The sequence below is a fragment of the Nonomuraea mangrovi genome (assembly GCF_042681425.1).
Taxonomy (GTDB): domain Bacteria; phylum Actinomycetota; class Actinomycetes; order Streptosporangiales; family Streptosporangiaceae; genus Nonomuraea; species Nonomuraea mangrovi.
On sequence record NZ_JBHUFV010000047.1, the window covers coordinates 467,233 to 480,859 of the forward strand.

The window sequence follows — 13,627 nt, forward strand, 5'->3', positions numbered from 1 at the left end:
AACCTGTTCTACTTGGCACGTGAACCAGCGCGCCCGCATCGCGATGTCCGACGACGACATCGCCGCCTTCCTCCAGGAATCGCGCAAGCTGCAGCTCGCGACCATCAACCAGGACGGCACGCCGCATCTGGTGACCATGTTCTACGCCATGGACGCCGGCCGGATCGCCTTCTGGACCTACGGCAAGGCGCAGAAGACACGGAACCTGGAACGCGACCCGCGGGTCAGCTGCCTGATCGAAACCGGCGACGACTACGCCGACCTCCGCGGCGTCCTGGTGTACGGCGTGGCCGAGCAGGTCGACAAGACGCTCGACATCGGCATGGAGATCGCCAGGCGGATGACCCCTGGCGTACCCGATGAGCTGCTCCGCGAGTACGTCGAACATACGGGGAAAAAGCGCACCGCCTTCGTCGTGGAGCCGACCAAAGTGGTCTCATGGGACCACAGGAGGCTGTCATGAAGATCAAAGTCGATGACCTGGTCTGCGAGGCCAACGCCGTCTGCATGGGACTCGCGCCCGAGGTCTTCGAGGTGGACGACGACGACCAGCTGCACATCCTGCTGCCTGAGCCGCCGCCGGAGATGTTGGACCGCGTCCGCCACGCGGTGCGGTCATGTCCGAAAGCCGCCCTCTCTCTGGAGGAGTAACCCCCCATGCGCGCAGCGCTGCTCCACACCGTAGGAGACGACAAGCTCGACATCCGCGACGACATCACCCTGGCCCCCGTCGGCCCGTCGCAGGTCCGCGTCAAGATCAAGGCGACCGGTGTCTGCCACTCCGACCTGTCGGCCATGACCGGCGTCGTGCCGCAGCCCGTGCCACTGATCCTCGGACACGAGGGCGCGGGCGAGGTCGTGGAGGTCGGCGACCACGTCACCACCGTCCAGCCGGGCGACCACGTCATCATCAACTGGCGCCCGTCCTGCCAGAACTGCGAGCTGTGCGTGGGTGGCCAGCCGTACCTGTGCATGAAGTACATCATCGAGTCCTTCAGCACCGGCACCTTCAGGCTCGGCGACACGATGGTGTACGGCATGGCGGGCTGCGGCACGTGGGCCGAGGAGATCGTCATCCCGTGGGAGGGCGCCATCAAGGTCGACCCCGGCGTCCCGTGGGAGGCCGCCGCGCTCATCGGCTGCGGCATCACCACCGGCGTCGGCGCGGCCATCAACACCGCCCGCGTCCGGCCAGGCTCCACCGTCGCCGTCATCGGCTGCGGCGGCGTCGGCCTCTCCGTCATCCAGGGCGCCCGCATCTCGGGCGCGCGGACCATCCTCGCCGTCGACCCGCTCACGTCGAAGCACGAACTCGCGCTGAAGGTCGGCGCCACCCACGCCGTCACCCCCGACGACCTGCCTGGCGCGCTCCAGGAGCTCACCGGCGGGCAGGGGTTCGACTACGGCTTCGAGGTGGTCGGCAAGTCCGCCACCATCCAGAGCGCGTGGCAGCTCACCCGCCAGGGCGGCGACGTCATCGTGGTCGGGGCGGGCGCCATGGACGACATGGTGCAGATCTCGGCGTTCAGCCTGCTGTTCGAAGGCAAGAACCTGCTCTCCTCCCTGTACGGCGAGGCGGACGTCAGGCACGACTTCCCCTACTTCGCCGAGCTGTACAAGTCGGGCCAGCTCGACCTGGACTCGATGATCAGCGCCCGGATCAAGCTGACGGACCTGAACGACGCGGTCACGGCTCTCCGCAACGGAGAGGCACTTCGCCAGATCGTCCTGTTCGACTAGGTCGTCCGTCGGCCGCGGGTGAGGGCCCCTCGCCCCCACCCGCGGCCGACGGATGCCCGATGGGATCACGCTGATTTCGATAGAATCACAAACAATGTCGGGAATCCGCCATACTCCGCGTGCCACGACAGGCCTCCTCCCCCTGCCCGCCGGCACCGGAGTCGACGCCCACTGGCACGACGAGAACCAGATCGTCTACGCCGGTCGCGGCGTGCTGTCGGTCACCACGGACGCGGGCAGTTGGATCGCCCCCGCCACCCGGGCGATCTGGATTCCGGCCGGTACGGTCCACGAGCATCGTGCCTACGGCGACACCGACCTCTACCTGCTGGGCCTGCCGGTGAAGGACAACCCGCTGCGCCTGGACCAGCCCGCGGTCATCGGCGTCGGCCCGCTGCTGCGCGAGCTGATCATCACTTACACCAGGCAGCCCGCCGAACGCACCGCCGAGCACCGCCGCCTGCGGGCCGTCCTGCTCGACCAGCTCCGCCACTCCGCCCAGGCGCCGGTCAACGTGCCGGCCGCCAAGGACCCGCGGCTGGTCGCGGTGTGCGCCATCCTTCGTGACAACCCGGCCGACAACAGGACCCTGGCGCGGCTCGGCGCCGAGGCGGGCGTCAGCGACCGCACGCTGACCCGGCTGTGCAAGGCCGAACTCGGCATGAGCTTCCCGCAGTGGCGCACCCAACTGCGCCTGCACCACGCCCTGCGCCTGCTGGCCGAGGGCACCCCTGTCACGGTCGTCGCCCACCAGTGCGGCTGGGCCTCCAGCAGCGCCTTCATCGACGTCTTCCGCCGCGCCTTCGGCCACACCCCTGGCGCCCACCGCGCACGATCCTGACCTCGCGGCCGGGGTCAACGTGGGAGGGGGCGGGCCGCCGAGGGGGCGGAGACCCGCCCGCCCGCCTACTCCGAGGCGAAGGCCGCGTCGAACGCCGCCGTCGGCGGAGTGATCGCGTTCAGCTTCCTGATGTAGGCCAGCGCCTCGGGCGCCCCGTCCAGCCGGTCCATGCCCGCGTCCTCCCACTCGATAGAGATGGGGCCGGCGTACCCGATCGAGTTCAGCGCCCTGAAGCAGTCCTCCCACGGCACGTCGCCCCGCCCTGTCGAGACGAAGTCCCAGCCGCGCCGCAGGTCGGCCCACGGCAGGTGCGACGACAGCCGGCCCCTGCGCCCGTCGCCGACGCGCACCTTGGTGTCCTTGCAGTCGACGTGGTAGATCCGGTCGGCGAAGTCGAGGATGAAGCCGACGGGGTCGAGGTCCTGCCACACCATGTGGGAGGGGTCCCAGTTGAGGCCGAAGGCGGGCCTGTTCCCGATCGCCTCCAGGGTCCGCTGGGTCGTCACGTAGTCGTAGGCGATCTCCGACGGGTGCACCTCGTGCGCGAACCGCACGCCCACCTCGTCGAACACGTCGAGGATCGGGTTCCACCTGTCGGCGAAGTCGTGGTAGCCGGCCTCGATCATCGACGGCGGGACCGGCGGGAACATCGCGACCGTGTGCCAGATGGACGACCCGGTGAACCCGACGACGGTGTCGACGCCGAGCAGCGCGGCGGCACGCGCGGTGTTCTTGAGCTCCTCGGCCGCGGCCTGCCGTACCGACTCGGGGTCTCCCGAGCCCCAGATGCGCGCGGGCAGGATCGCCTGGTGGCGGGCGTCGATGGGGTGGTCGCAGACCGCCTGCCCCGCCAGATGGTTGGAGATCGCCCACACCTTGAGACCGTGCTTGTCGAGCTGGGCCCGCTTGGCGGCGATGTAGGACGGGTCGGCGACGGCCTGGCTGACGTCGAAGTGGTCGCCCCAGCAGGCGATCTCCAGGCCGTCGAAGCCCCATTCGGCGGCCAGCCTGCACACCTCGTCGAACGGCAGGTCGGCCCACTGTCCCGTGAACAACGTGACTGGTCTCGTCATGCGATCTCCTTGTAGCAACCCTCGGCCGCGCTCTGCTCGACGGCCGCCAGCACCCGCTGCACCCTCAGCCCGTCGGCGAACGAAGGCGATGGGTCCGTCCCGTTGCCGACCGCCTCGAGGAAGTCCTTGATCTCGTGCGTGAACGTGTGCTCGTAGCCGAGACCGTGTCCCGGCGGCCACCACGCGCCCACGTAGGGGTGGTCGGGCTCGGTGACGAGGACGCGTCTGAAGCCCGTGTCGCCGGAGGACACCCACAGCTCGTTCATGGCCTCGAAGTCGAAGGCGAGGCTGCCCAGCGACCCGTTGACCTCCAGGCGCAGGGCGTTCTTGCGCCCCGTGGCGAACCTGGTCGCCTCGAAGGAGGCCAGCGCCCCCTCCGACATCCGCCCGATGAACAGCGCCGCGTCGTCGACGGTGACGCTCCCCTTCTCGGAGGTACCGCTGCCGCCCAGCCCCGAGGAGGCCGACGCCAGCGGCCGTTCCCTGACGAAGGTCTCGGTGAGCGCCGAGACGCCCACGATCGTCTGCCCCGTGACGAACTGGGCGGTGTCGATGATGTGCGCTCCGATGTCGCCGAGCGCCCCCGACCCCGCCTTGTCCTTCTGCAGCCGCCACACCAGAGGGAAGTCGGGATCGACGATCCAGTCCTGCAGGTACTGCGCCCTGACGTGCCTGATCTGCCCGAGCTCACCCGCGGCGACCATCCGCTGCGCCAGCGCGATGGCGGGCACGCGCCGGTAGTTGAAGGCGACCATCGACCTGCCCGGCGAGGCGGCGGCGGCCGCCACCATGGCCTGCGCCTCCTCGACGGTGTTCGCGAGCGGCTTCTCGCAGATGACGTGCTTGCCGGCCTGGAGCGCCGCCACGGCGATCTCGGCGTGGGAGTCGCCGGGCGTGCAGATGTCGACGATCTGCACGTCGTCGCGGTTGACCAGCTCCCTCCAGTCGGTCTCGACCGCGGCCCAGCCCATCCGGGCCGCGGCGTCGGTGGCGGCTTCGAGCGACCTGCCGGACAGGGCCGCCATGACGGGCGTCACCGGCAGGTCGAAGAAGGCCGCCACGTTGCGCCAGGCCTGGGAGTGGACGCGCCCCATGAACGCGTACCCCACCATGCCGACGCCGATGGTCGTTCGAGTCATCAGGATTCAAACCCCAGAGGTAGGTACTTCTGCACGTTCTCCTTCGTGATGGTCTCCGAAGCGAGCGTGATCGACTGCGGAACCTGGTTCTCCACGAGGTCGCTCATGCCCTTTCCCTGGGCTATCAACCTCGCGAGCTTGATGGCCGACGATGCCATGGTGGGGCTGTAGGTGACGGTCGCCTCCAGCACCGAGTCGCCCGACTGGATCTCCCGCATGGCGTTGGCCGAGCCGGCGCCGCCCACCATGAAGAACTCGTTGCGTCCCGCCTCCTTGATCGCCGCGAGGACGCCCACGCCCTGGTCGTCGTCGTGGTTCCACATCGCGTCGATCTTCTTGTGCGCCTGGAGCAGGTTGGCCGCGACCTTGTTGCCCGTCTCGACCGTGAACTGGGCGTCCTGCTTGGCGGTGACGCTGAAGCCGTACGTCTTGAGCGCGTCGGCGAAGCCCTTGGTGCGGTCCTGCGTCAGCGGGAGCGTGGCGATGCCCTGGATCTCGACGATCACCGGGTTGGTCACGCCCTTGTCCTTCAGCTTCTTGCCGACGTAGTGGCCCGCGGCGACGCCCATGCCGTAGTTGTCGCCGCCGATCCAGGTGCGGTAGGCGAGCTTGTCGGGGAAGACGCGGTCGAGGTTGACCACGGGGATGCCCGCGGCGGTGGCCTGGAGCGCGATCTGGTTCAGCTGCTGGCCATCGTTGGGCAGGATGACGAGGGCGTTCACCTTGGCCGCGATCAGCGATTCGACGGCGGAGATCTGCGCGTTGATGTCGTTGGTCGGCTCGACGGCCTTGAACTCGACGTCGGAGTACTGCTTGGCGGCGGCCTCGGCGTTCTTGGCGATGGCGGCGATCCACCCGTGGTCGGCGGCGGGCGCGGAGAATCCGATGACGACCTTCGTGCCCGGCTGGTCGTTGCCGCCGGCGGCGGGCGCGGGCGCGGGTGCGGCGCTCTGGGCGGACGGCTGGGCCGCGGGCTGGTTGCTGGTGCATCCGGTGGCCAGCAGGACGGCCCCGCCAACGAGGAAACCTCTGCGCGCGACTTTCTCGGTCATGGTGCTCTCTCCTTGAGGTTTCGCCGCTGGAGAAGGACGGCGATGACGATGATCAGGCCCTTGGCGATCAGCTGGTCGCTGGTGTTGAGCCCGTTGAGGATGAACAGGTTGGTGATCAACGTGAAGATCAGCAGGCCGAGGATGGAGCCGATGATCGTGCCCCGTCCCCCGGTGAGCAGCGTGCCGCCGATGATGACCGCGGCGATCGCGTCCAGTTCGTAGAGGTCTCCATGGGTGGAGGAGCCCGTGGTGGTCCTCGCCATGATCAGGATGGCGGCGATCCCGCAGCAGAATCCCGACAGCGCGTACAGCAGCATCGTGTGCCGCCGCACGTCGATTCCGGCCAGCCGCGCGGCCTCGGGATTGCCGCCGACGGCGTAGGTACGGCGGCCGAAGGTCGTGCGGTTCAGCACGATCCAGCCGACCGCGACCACCAGCGCGAAGATGTAGACGAGCAGCGGGACGCCGAGCACCCTGGTGGTCGACAGCGCCACCACCGCCTCGTTGCCCTGCTGGATGAGCTGCGTCTTGCGGTCCGACATCCGCTGGGCCAGGCCGCGGGCGGCCACGAGCATGGCCAGCGTGGCGATGAACGGCACCATCCGCCCGTAGGCGATGAGCAGGCCGTTGACGAGGCCCGCGCCGGTGCCGACGAGGACGGCGCACAGGCCCATGACGAACGGGCCGTAGGACTGGGTGGCGAGCGTGGTCGCCCATACCGAGGCCAGCGCCATGACCGCGCCAACGGACAGGTCGATGCCACCGCCGATGATCACGAAGGTCATGCCGACGGTGATGACGCCGATGGTGGCGGCCAGCGAGAGGATGCTGACGAGGTTGGAGGTGGTGGCGAAGTTGTCCGGTACGGTCACCAGGCCCACGACGGCCAGCAGCACCAGCGCCGCCACCAGCCCGAGATGTCGCACCTCGCCGAACCTGGCGAACACGCCGCCGCCCACACCCGCGGTCGCGGGAGCACCATCGGTCTTCACGCCGCACTACCTTCCATGATCATGTCCAGCACCGTGTGCTCGTCGAGTTCCTGGGCGGAGGCCGAGTGGATGACGCGGCCCTCGCGGACCACCAGCACCCGGTCGGCCAGCCCCAGCACCTCCGGCACCTCGCTCGAGACCAGCAGGACTCCTATGCCGTCGTCGGCCAGCTTTCTGATCACCGCGTACAGCTCGGCCCTCGCGCCCACGTCCACCCCTCGGGTCGGCTCGTCGAGGAGGAGCAGCTTGCGGTCGTTGAGCAGCCAGCGGGCCAGCACCGCCTTCTGCTGGTTGCCGCCCGACAGCGTCTTGATCGGCCGCTGCGGGTCGGCGGGCCTGATGTCGAGCGTCTGCACCAGACGCCTGGCCTCGGCGTCCTCTCGCGCCCTGTCCAGCCAGCCGAACCTGGCGTAGCGGTCGAGGCTGCCGAGCGTGATGTTGGCCGTCACCGTCTGGTCGAGCAGCAGCGCCTGCGCCTTGCGTTCCTCAGGGGCCAGGCCCATGCCCTGCCGTACGGCACGCGCGGTGGACCTGGACACGGGCCTGCCGTCCAGCAGGACCCGGCCCGTGGCGGGCCGCGCGCCGTACACGGCCTCGAGGATCTCCGAGCGGCCCGAGCCGACCAGGCCCGCCAGGCCGACGATCTCGCCGGCCCGCACCGAGAAGGAGACGTCGGCGAAGACGCCCGGAGCGCTGAGGTTCTCCACGCGCAGGACGTCGGCGCCTGGGGCGGCGCCCGAGCGCGGAGGGAAGACGTACTCCACGTTGCGGCCGGTCATGAGCGAGACGACCTGGGAGGTCGGCGTGTCGCCAGCGGGCAGGCCCACCGCGACCGTCCTGCCGTCCTTGAGCACGGTGACCCTGTCGCCGATCTCCCTGATCTCCTCCAGGCGGTGGGAGATGTAGACGACGGCGACGCCCTGCGCGGTGAGCTCCCTGATGATGCGGAACAGGTTGGCGACCTCGTCGTGGGCGAGGGCGGCCGACGGCTCGTCCATGACGATCACGCGGGCGTCGTGGGAGAGCGCGCGAGCCATCGAGATCACCTGCTTGGCGGCCGGGGAGAGCCTGCCGACCTCCTTCGACGGCCTGATCTCGCCATGGCCGAGCCTGGTGAGGATCTCGGTGGCGGTGCTCCTGAGCGCCTTCCTGCGGGTGAATCCGAGGCGGGTGGGCTCGTGGCCGAGCATGATGTTCTCGGCCACGCTGAGCCCGTCGACGAGGTCGAGCTCCTGGTACATGGTGGCCACGCCGAGCCTGATGGCGTCGACGGGGTTGCTCGGCGCGATGGTCGTGCCGTTGAGTTCGATGGTTCCCGCGTCGGGCCGGTGAACGCCGGCGAGCACCTTGATGAGCGTGGACTTGCCCGCACCGTTCTGGCCGAGCAGGCAGTGCACCTCGCCGGCCCGCACGTCGAGGTCCACTCCGTCCAGCGCCCGCACGCCGGGGAACTGCTTGACGATGCCTCTCATGATCAACATGTGACGATCCTGTTGATGTTGTCGGGAGCCAGGTAGTGCTCGATGGCCAGCGTCCCCGCGCCGAGCGCGGCCGCGTCGACTCCCGTACGGCTGGGCACGATGACCAGCTCGTGGGTGGCCAGAGGGAGCGAGCGCTGGTAGACGGTCTCGCGGATGCCCGCCATCAGGTGCTCGTGCACCCTGGCAAGCACGCCGCCGATGACGATGACCTCGGGGTTGAAGAAGTTGACGAGCCCCGCGAGCACCTCGCCGATGACCCTGCCCGCCTCCCTGACCAGGCGGAGGGCCGGGGTACTGCCCTTCTGGACGAGCGCGACGACGTCGGAGCCCGTCTCGGCGGCGAGGCCGAGCTCGGTGAGCCTGCGCGCGAGCGCGTGACCGCCCGCGACCGCCTCGAGGCACGCGCTGTTGCCGCAGTGGCAGGTCACGTCGTCGTGGCCGCTCACCCTGATGTGCCCGATGTCCCCCGCCGAGCCCTGCGCGCCCCTGTGCAGCCCGCCGTCGGCCACGATGCCGCACCCGATGCCGGTGCCGACCTTGACGAACAGCAGGTGCCTGACCATGGGAAAGGCGTTGCGGTGCTCCCCCAGCGCCATCACGTTGACGTCGTTGTCGACCAGGCTCATGGTGGCGAAGTGGTCGGGGATCGGGTAGCCGTTCCAGCCCGGCATGATCGGTGGATTGTTCGGCCTGCCCGTCGCGAACTCGACCGGGCCAGGCACGCCGACCCCCATCGCCCTGAGCGCCGCATACGGGCGGCCCGCGCGGTCGAGGAGCTCGCGGACCCTGCGGTCCACGTGGTCGAGCACGGTCACGGGCCCTTCGGCGATGCGGATGGGATCCTCCGCCTCGGCGATCACCTGCCCCGTGAGGTCCATCAACGCGATCCTGCAGTGGGTCGCGCCGAGGTCGACGCCGGCGACAGCGTGGTCCTCGGTGTGCAGACGCAACTGGCGCGGCGGCCTGCCGCCCGTGGAGTCGCCCGCGTGCGCCTCCTCGACCAGCCCGCGCTCGATGAGCGCGTCGACCCGCTGGGAGATCGTGGACCTGGCCAGGCCCGTGATCCTGGCGAGGTCCGACCGCGTGGTGGCCGAGCCGCTGCCGATCAGCGTCAGAACATCGCCCGGCGTGCCGGGGACGTCACCCGTCATGCCGCGACGATAAGAGGGCACTTATGACGAAAGCAAGGGATCAAGAGCCTGTAATTCGACGGAGATCCGCACCTCTTCCGCTGAGGATCGAACAAAGTTGGATCTCTATCGGCGTAACCTGCGGCTTTCCGTCACCGATCTCCCCGAGCGGCACCGGGCCCGGTCGTCAAAAAAGGGACCACCTCCGACGAGGTGGCCCCCTGCGTGTCCGCGTGCCGCTAGAGCATCGCCTTCATCGAGTCGGCCGCCGACAGCACGTAGGGCTGCTCGACCATGATCGAGTCCCAGTTGTCGGCGATCGCCTCGGGCGACAGGTCGTCGGTCTTCCACCCCGGCCCCTCGGCGACGAACACCCGTGCCACCTTCCCTCCGCCGACGCTGAACACCTCGCCCGACGCCTCGCACGACTCGTGCGCGAGGAAGGCCACGAGCGCGCTGACCCGCTCCGCGGTGAACTTCGCCTCGAACTCGGCCGGCAGCAGCGCCTCCGTCATCCGCGTCCACGCGATGGGCGCGATCGCGTTGGCCTTGATGCCGCTGCGCGCGCCCTCGATCGCCAGCGTCTTGGTCAGCCCGACCAGGCCCATCTTGGCCGTGGAGTAGTTGGCCTGGCCGAAGTTGCCGAACAGGCCCGCGGGCGAGGAGGTGTTGACGATGCGCCCGTAACCCTGCTCCTTGAGGTATGGGTAGGCGGCCTGGCTGACCAGGTAGGAGCCGCGCACGTGGACGGCGAGCACCGCGTCGAACTCCTCGACCGTCATCTTCCCGAACGACTTGTCGCGCAGGATGCCCGCGTTGTTGACGACGATGTCGACCCGGCCGAACGCGTCGACGGCGGACTGGACGATCGCCTTGGCGCCCTCAGGGGTGGCGACGTTGTCGGTGTTGGCGACGGCCTCTCCGCCGTTCTTCCTGATCGTCTCCACGACTTCCGCCGCCGGGCCCGCCGAGGCGCCGGTGCCGTCGAGCGCGCCGCCGAGGTCGTTGACCACGACCCGCGCGCCTCGTTCGGCCAGGAGGAGCGCGTGCGAGCGACCGAGACCGTGCCCGGCGCCTGTGATGATCGCGACCTTGCCGTCGAACCGGAGCATGCGAACCCTCCACCGTAGGAGAACAACATTCTAGTAAGGGCACAATATCTCGATGGAGCTGTTGCGGACAGTGATCAGTCATGCGGATTTCTGCTAGAGTTCTTCACCCCGCTAGGGCGGCGGTCAAAGACGACACCCCTCCCTGTTACGGCCCCGCCCACCATCCGGGCTGGAGGCCTTGCATGCCCGCACAGCCGCCCCTCCGCGTGATCCAATGGGCCACTGGCGCCGTCGGACGCTGCGCGCTGCGCAGCGTGCTCACCAGACCGGAGTTCGAGCTCGCGGGTGTTCTCGTCTACGACCCCGACAAGGTCGGCATGGACGCGGGCGAGCTGGTGCGCATGCCGGAGACGGGCGTCAGGTGCACCGACGACGTCGAGCGGATCATGGCGCTCGACGCCGACTGCGTCCTGCACATGCCGCTGCCCGCCTCCTACTTCGGCCGCGACCACACCTCGGACATCGAGACGATCTGCGCGCTGCTCGCCTCGGGCAAGAACGTGATCACCACCACCGGGTTCGTCTACCCGCGCTCCTACGGCCCCGGCGTCGTCGAACGCATCGAGCAGGCCTGCAAGAAGGGCGGCACCTCGCTCCACGGCACCGGGATCAACCCCGGCTTCATGAGCGACTTCCTGCCGCTGGCCCTGACCGGGCTCTCCAGCAGGGTCGATCACATCTACGTGCGCGAGTCCTCGGACTTCCGCGGACATCCCTCCCGGCAGATCGTGGTGGACCTGGTCGGATTCACCCGCTCGGCCAAGGACTACACCGCCGCCGTCCGGCCGTACCGGGCCTTCCAGCGCTCGCTCTTCGCGGAGAGCGTGCAGCTGGTGGCCGACGCGCTCGACGTGCGGCTCGACGAGGTGGAGGAGAGCGACGAGTTCGAGCTGGCGACCGAGGAGTTCGAGATCGCGGCCGGGCTGGTCCGCGAGGGCACGGTGTGCGCGTCGCGCTGGGTCTTCTCCGGGCTGGTGCGCGGGCGGCCCTTCATGACCATCGAATGCGTCTACAAGGCCGACGCGACCAAGGTGCGCCGTTGGCCCGAGCCCGGGTTCGCCATCCACATCGAGGGGGTGCCGCAGATGACGGTGACCGTGGACGAGGTCTCCCACGGGCTCGCCGCGGCCGCGGCCAGGGCCGTCAACAACGTGCCCGCCGTGTGCGCGGCGCCGCCCGGGATCCGCACCATGCTCGACCTGCCGGTCCCGACCGGCCGCCACACCGTCACCCGCCACCGGCCGTCACCGGCGGCCCGCTGAGCACCCTCCCCCAGCCGACCGCCTGACCGTCGATCGGCCTCCGCTCAGCGTGCCCTCCCTCAGCCGAACAGTCCGGCCGTCGATCGGCGTCCGCCCAGCGGACCGTTCACCAGCCCGCAGGGCCGTCGCCGGCGGTCAGCTCAGAGCGCTCTCCTTCAGCCGGATCTGCGGCGCGACCAGGTCGGCCCACGCCGCGAGCACCTCGTCGCCCGGCAGGTCCGACTCGAGCAGCGCGAGCCCCGGGGTGGGCACGACGGCCCCGAGCTCCACCAGCAGCGGGCGGAAGTGGGCCTCGACGGCGAGGGCGTGCCTGGGGTCGCCCATGACCAGCACCGGCAGTGCCGTCCTGCCCGCCAGCCCCCTCGGCGGCAGCCGGTCGAGGAAGGCCTTGAGCAGCCCCGTGTAGGTGGCCTTGTAGGTGGGGCTGGCCACCACGATCACCGACGCGCCCCGCACCAGGTCGAGCGCCACCTCCAGGCCGGCGTGCGCGCCAGGGTCGAGGAGGTGGGTGGCCAGGGCCGACAGGTCGACCACGTCCCGCTCCCCTTCGTGGCCGAGTCTGGCGGCGATGGCGTCGGTGGCCGCCACCGCGGCGCCATGGGTCCTGGATCCCGCTCGCGGGTTGCCGACGACGGTGACGATGCTCATCGCTCTCCTCTGGCCACTGTTCAGCCTTCGCGACCGACGCTACGCATCCAGAGGGGGTAAGTCAATTTTTCCTACTTGATTTACATGGAATGCCAGACGTCCGGCTCGCCCTGGACGCATACAACACGCCCCCTGGCCTCCAGCCAGGCCAGGTGAGCGAGCGTCTCGTTGTTGGCGGCCCTGCGCATGAACGGCTGGATCGTCTCCCACGGCCGCGACCAGGTCAGCCTGGTCGCGATGTCCCAGCAGGTGATGCCGTCGTGAGCGGCCACCACGGCCGCGATCTCCGCCAGCCGCTCCTCGTGATGCCCGATCACGTAGTCCACCCGCTCGGCCAGCTCCATGAAGCGGTACTCGTGCGCGGGCAGCACCTCCTCCACATCGAGCTTGCGTACGGCGAGCAGCGCGTCGAGATAGTCGGCCAGCGGGTTCGGCCCCGACTGCGGGTGCACGGCCACGATCGGAGTGATCCTGGCGAGCACGTGGTCGCCGGAGAACAGCACCTTGCGCTCGTCGGAGACGAAGCACAGATGCCCCGGCGAGTGTCCCGGCGTCCACACCGCCCGCAGGTCCCAGCCGGGCAGGTCGAGCCGGTCGCCGTCCTCGACCAGCCGGTCGGGGCGCGCCATCGTGACCATGTGTCTGATCATCATGGACGCCCCCGCCAGCTCGCCCAGCGTCTGCGCCGGCACACCCGACCTGACCAGGAGCGCCTTCTCCCTCTCCACCAGCGACTCGACGTACTCGTCGTCGTAGCGGTCGCTCAGCAGGCTCGCGTCGGCGGGGTGGAGCGCGATCCACGCGCCCGACGCCTCGCGGACGCGTCCTGCCAGGCCGTAGTGGTCGGGGTGGATGTGGGTGACGAGCACGGCCTTGACGTCGGTGATCGCGTAGCCGGCCTTGGCGAGGCCCGCGGCCAGCGCGTCGTAGGCCTCGTCGGTGTTCCAGCCCGCGTCGATGATCGCCACGCCGTCCGGCAGTTCGAGGGCGTAGACCAGGACGTAGCGCAACGGATTGACAGGGATCGGCACCGGGATCGACCACAGGCCGGGCCGTACCCTCTCGACCGCGGGGAGCGTTCCGTCCAGCCAGGCGGCCCGTTGAGCCTCGTTCGCCGCCGTCACCACAAACTTCGACATTTCACCATTGTTCCAGAA

The 13,627-nt window shown here is 69.5% G+C and carries 14 protein-coding genes; 5 read left to right on the top strand and 9 right to left on the bottom strand.

Annotated elements, in window-relative coordinates:
* Positions 1-19: 19 nt before the first annotated feature.
* The 4 genes from ACFSKW_RS32235 to ACFSKW_RS32250 all read left to right on the top strand — a co-directional run bounded on the left by ACFSKW_RS32235 (position 20) and on the right by ACFSKW_RS32250 (position 2,581).
* Complete coding sequence (locus ACFSKW_RS32235; protein ID WP_379576244.1) at positions 20-463, top strand: pyridoxamine 5'-phosphate oxidase family protein; 444 nt, start codon at positions 20-22, stop codon at positions 461-463.
* Positions 460-651, top strand: coding sequence for a ferredoxin (locus tag ACFSKW_RS32240; protein ID WP_346129432.1), 192 nt, complete (start codon positions 460-462; stop codon positions 649-651). The genes ACFSKW_RS32235 and ACFSKW_RS32240 overlap by 4 nt, the downstream gene beginning before the upstream one ends.
* Positions 652-657: 6 nt before the next feature.
* Positions 658-1,740, top strand: a complete 1,083-nt coding sequence (locus ACFSKW_RS32245; protein WP_379576245.1) for a Zn-dependent alcohol dehydrogenase — start codon at positions 658-660, stop codon at positions 1,738-1,740.
* A gap of 94 nt (positions 1,741-1,834) precedes the next feature.
* Complete coding sequence (locus ACFSKW_RS32250; protein ID WP_379576246.1) at positions 1,835-2,581, top strand: AraC family transcriptional regulator; 747 nt, start codon at positions 1,835-1,837, stop codon at positions 2,579-2,581.
* Positions 2,582-2,646: 65 nt separating this feature from the next.
* Here the strand turns inward: ACFSKW_RS32250 and ACFSKW_RS32255 are convergent, their stop codons facing one another.
* The 7 genes from ACFSKW_RS32255 to ACFSKW_RS32285 all read right to left on the bottom strand — a co-directional run bounded on the left by ACFSKW_RS32255 (position 2,647) and on the right by ACFSKW_RS32285 (position 10,560).
* Positions 2,647-3,654, bottom strand: a complete 1,008-nt coding sequence (locus ACFSKW_RS32255; RefSeq protein ID WP_379576247.1) for a sugar phosphate isomerase/epimerase family protein — start codon at positions 3,652-3,654, stop codon at positions 2,647-2,649.
* Positions 3,651-4,793, bottom strand: a complete 1,143-nt coding sequence (locus ACFSKW_RS32260; RefSeq protein WP_379576248.1) for a Gfo/Idh/MocA family protein — start codon at positions 4,791-4,793, stop codon at positions 3,651-3,653. The genes ACFSKW_RS32255 and ACFSKW_RS32260 overlap by 4 nt, the downstream gene beginning before the upstream one ends.
* Positions 4,793-5,845, bottom strand: coding sequence for a substrate-binding domain-containing protein (locus tag ACFSKW_RS32265; protein WP_379576249.1), 1,053 nt, complete (start codon positions 5,843-5,845; stop codon positions 4,793-4,795). The genes ACFSKW_RS32260 and ACFSKW_RS32265 overlap by 1 nt, the downstream gene beginning before the upstream one ends.
* Positions 5,842-6,837, bottom strand: a complete 996-nt coding sequence (locus ACFSKW_RS32270) for an ABC transporter permease (RefSeq protein WP_379576250.1) — start codon at positions 6,835-6,837, stop codon at positions 5,842-5,844. The genes ACFSKW_RS32265 and ACFSKW_RS32270 overlap by 4 nt, the downstream gene beginning before the upstream one ends.
* Positions 6,834-8,318 (bottom strand): sugar ABC transporter ATP-binding protein, encoded by a 1,485-nt coding sequence (locus ACFSKW_RS32275; RefSeq protein ID WP_379576251.1) that lies wholly within the window; start codon positions 8,316-8,318, stop codon positions 6,834-6,836. The genes ACFSKW_RS32270 and ACFSKW_RS32275 overlap by 4 nt, the downstream gene beginning before the upstream one ends.
* On the bottom strand, positions 8,312-9,469 hold the full coding sequence (locus ACFSKW_RS32280; RefSeq protein WP_379576252.1) for an ROK family transcriptional regulator: 1,158 nt from the start codon (positions 9,467-9,469) through the stop codon (positions 8,312-8,314). The genes ACFSKW_RS32275 and ACFSKW_RS32280 overlap by 7 nt, the downstream gene beginning before the upstream one ends.
* 218 nt (positions 9,470-9,687) lie before the next feature.
* Positions 9,688-10,560 carry an SDR family oxidoreductase gene (locus ACFSKW_RS32285; RefSeq protein WP_379576253.1) on the bottom strand — a complete coding sequence of 291 codons (873 nt, stop codon included), beginning with the start codon at positions 10,558-10,560 and terminating at the stop codon, positions 9,688-9,690.
* A gap of 182 nt (positions 10,561-10,742) precedes the next feature.
* On the opposite strand from ACFSKW_RS32285, the gene ACFSKW_RS32290 reads away from it, so the two are divergent.
* On the top strand, positions 10,743-11,822 hold the full coding sequence (locus ACFSKW_RS32290; protein WP_379576254.1) for an NAD(P)H-dependent amine dehydrogenase family protein: 1,080 nt from the start codon (positions 10,743-10,745) through the stop codon (positions 11,820-11,822).
* 135 nt (positions 11,823-11,957) lie between these two features.
* Here the strand turns inward: ACFSKW_RS32290 and ACFSKW_RS32295 are convergent, their stop codons facing one another.
* Together ACFSKW_RS32295 and ACFSKW_RS32300 are read right to left on the bottom strand one after the other, a co-directional pair.
* Positions 11,958-12,470 (bottom strand): NADPH-dependent FMN reductase, encoded by a 513-nt coding sequence (locus tag ACFSKW_RS32295; RefSeq protein WP_379576255.1) that lies wholly within the window; start codon positions 12,468-12,470, stop codon positions 11,958-11,960.
* 80 nt (positions 12,471-12,550) lie between these two features.
* Positions 12,551-13,609, bottom strand: a complete 1,059-nt coding sequence (locus ACFSKW_RS32300; RefSeq protein WP_379576256.1) for an MBL fold metallo-hydrolase — start codon at positions 13,607-13,609, stop codon at positions 12,551-12,553.
* Between the last annotated feature and the right edge of the window lie 18 nt (positions 13,610-13,627).

Excerpts from the sequence above, each read along its gene's own strand:
- ACFSKW_RS32240 (WP_346129432.1), top strand. The coding sequence starts at position 460 with ATGAAGATCAAAGTCGATGACCTGGTCTGCGAGGCCAACGCCGTCTGC.
- ACFSKW_RS32245 (WP_379576245.1), top strand. The coding sequence starts at position 658 with ATGCGCGCAGCGCTGCTCCACACCGTAGGAGACGACAAGCTCGACATC.
- ACFSKW_RS32250 (WP_379576246.1), top strand. The coding sequence starts at position 1,835 with ATGTCGGGAATCCGCCATACTCCGCGTGCCACGACAGGCCTCCTCCCC.
- ACFSKW_RS32255 (WP_379576247.1), bottom strand. The coding sequence starts at position 3,654 with ATGACGAGACCAGTCACGTTGTTCACGGGACAGTGGGCCGACCTGCCG.
- ACFSKW_RS32260 (WP_379576248.1), bottom strand. The coding sequence starts at position 4,793 with ATGACTCGAACGACCATCGGCGTCGGCATGGTGGGGTACGCGTTCATG.
- ACFSKW_RS32265 (WP_379576249.1), bottom strand. The coding sequence starts at position 5,845 with ATGACCGAGAAAGTCGCGCGCAGAGGTTTCCTCGTTGGCGGGGCCGTC.
- ACFSKW_RS32275 (WP_379576251.1), bottom strand. The coding sequence starts at position 8,318 with ATGTTGATCATGAGAGGCATCGTCAAGCAGTTCCCCGGCGTGCGGGCG.
- ACFSKW_RS32280 (WP_379576252.1), bottom strand. The coding sequence starts at position 9,469 with ATGACGGGTGACGTCCCCGGCACGCCGGGCGATGTTCTGACGCTGATC.
- ACFSKW_RS32285 (WP_379576253.1), bottom strand. The coding sequence starts at position 10,560 with ATGCTCCGGTTCGACGGCAAGGTCGCGATCATCACAGGCGCCGGGCAC.
- ACFSKW_RS32290 (WP_379576254.1), top strand. The coding sequence starts at position 10,743 with ATGCCCGCACAGCCGCCCCTCCGCGTGATCCAATGGGCCACTGGCGCC.
- ACFSKW_RS32295 (WP_379576255.1), bottom strand. The coding sequence starts at position 12,470 with ATGAGCATCGTCACCGTCGTCGGCAACCCGCGAGCGGGATCCAGGACC.
- ACFSKW_RS32300 (WP_379576256.1), bottom strand. The coding sequence starts at position 13,609 with ATGTCGAAGTTTGTGGTGACGGCGGCGAACGAGGCTCAACGGGCCGCC.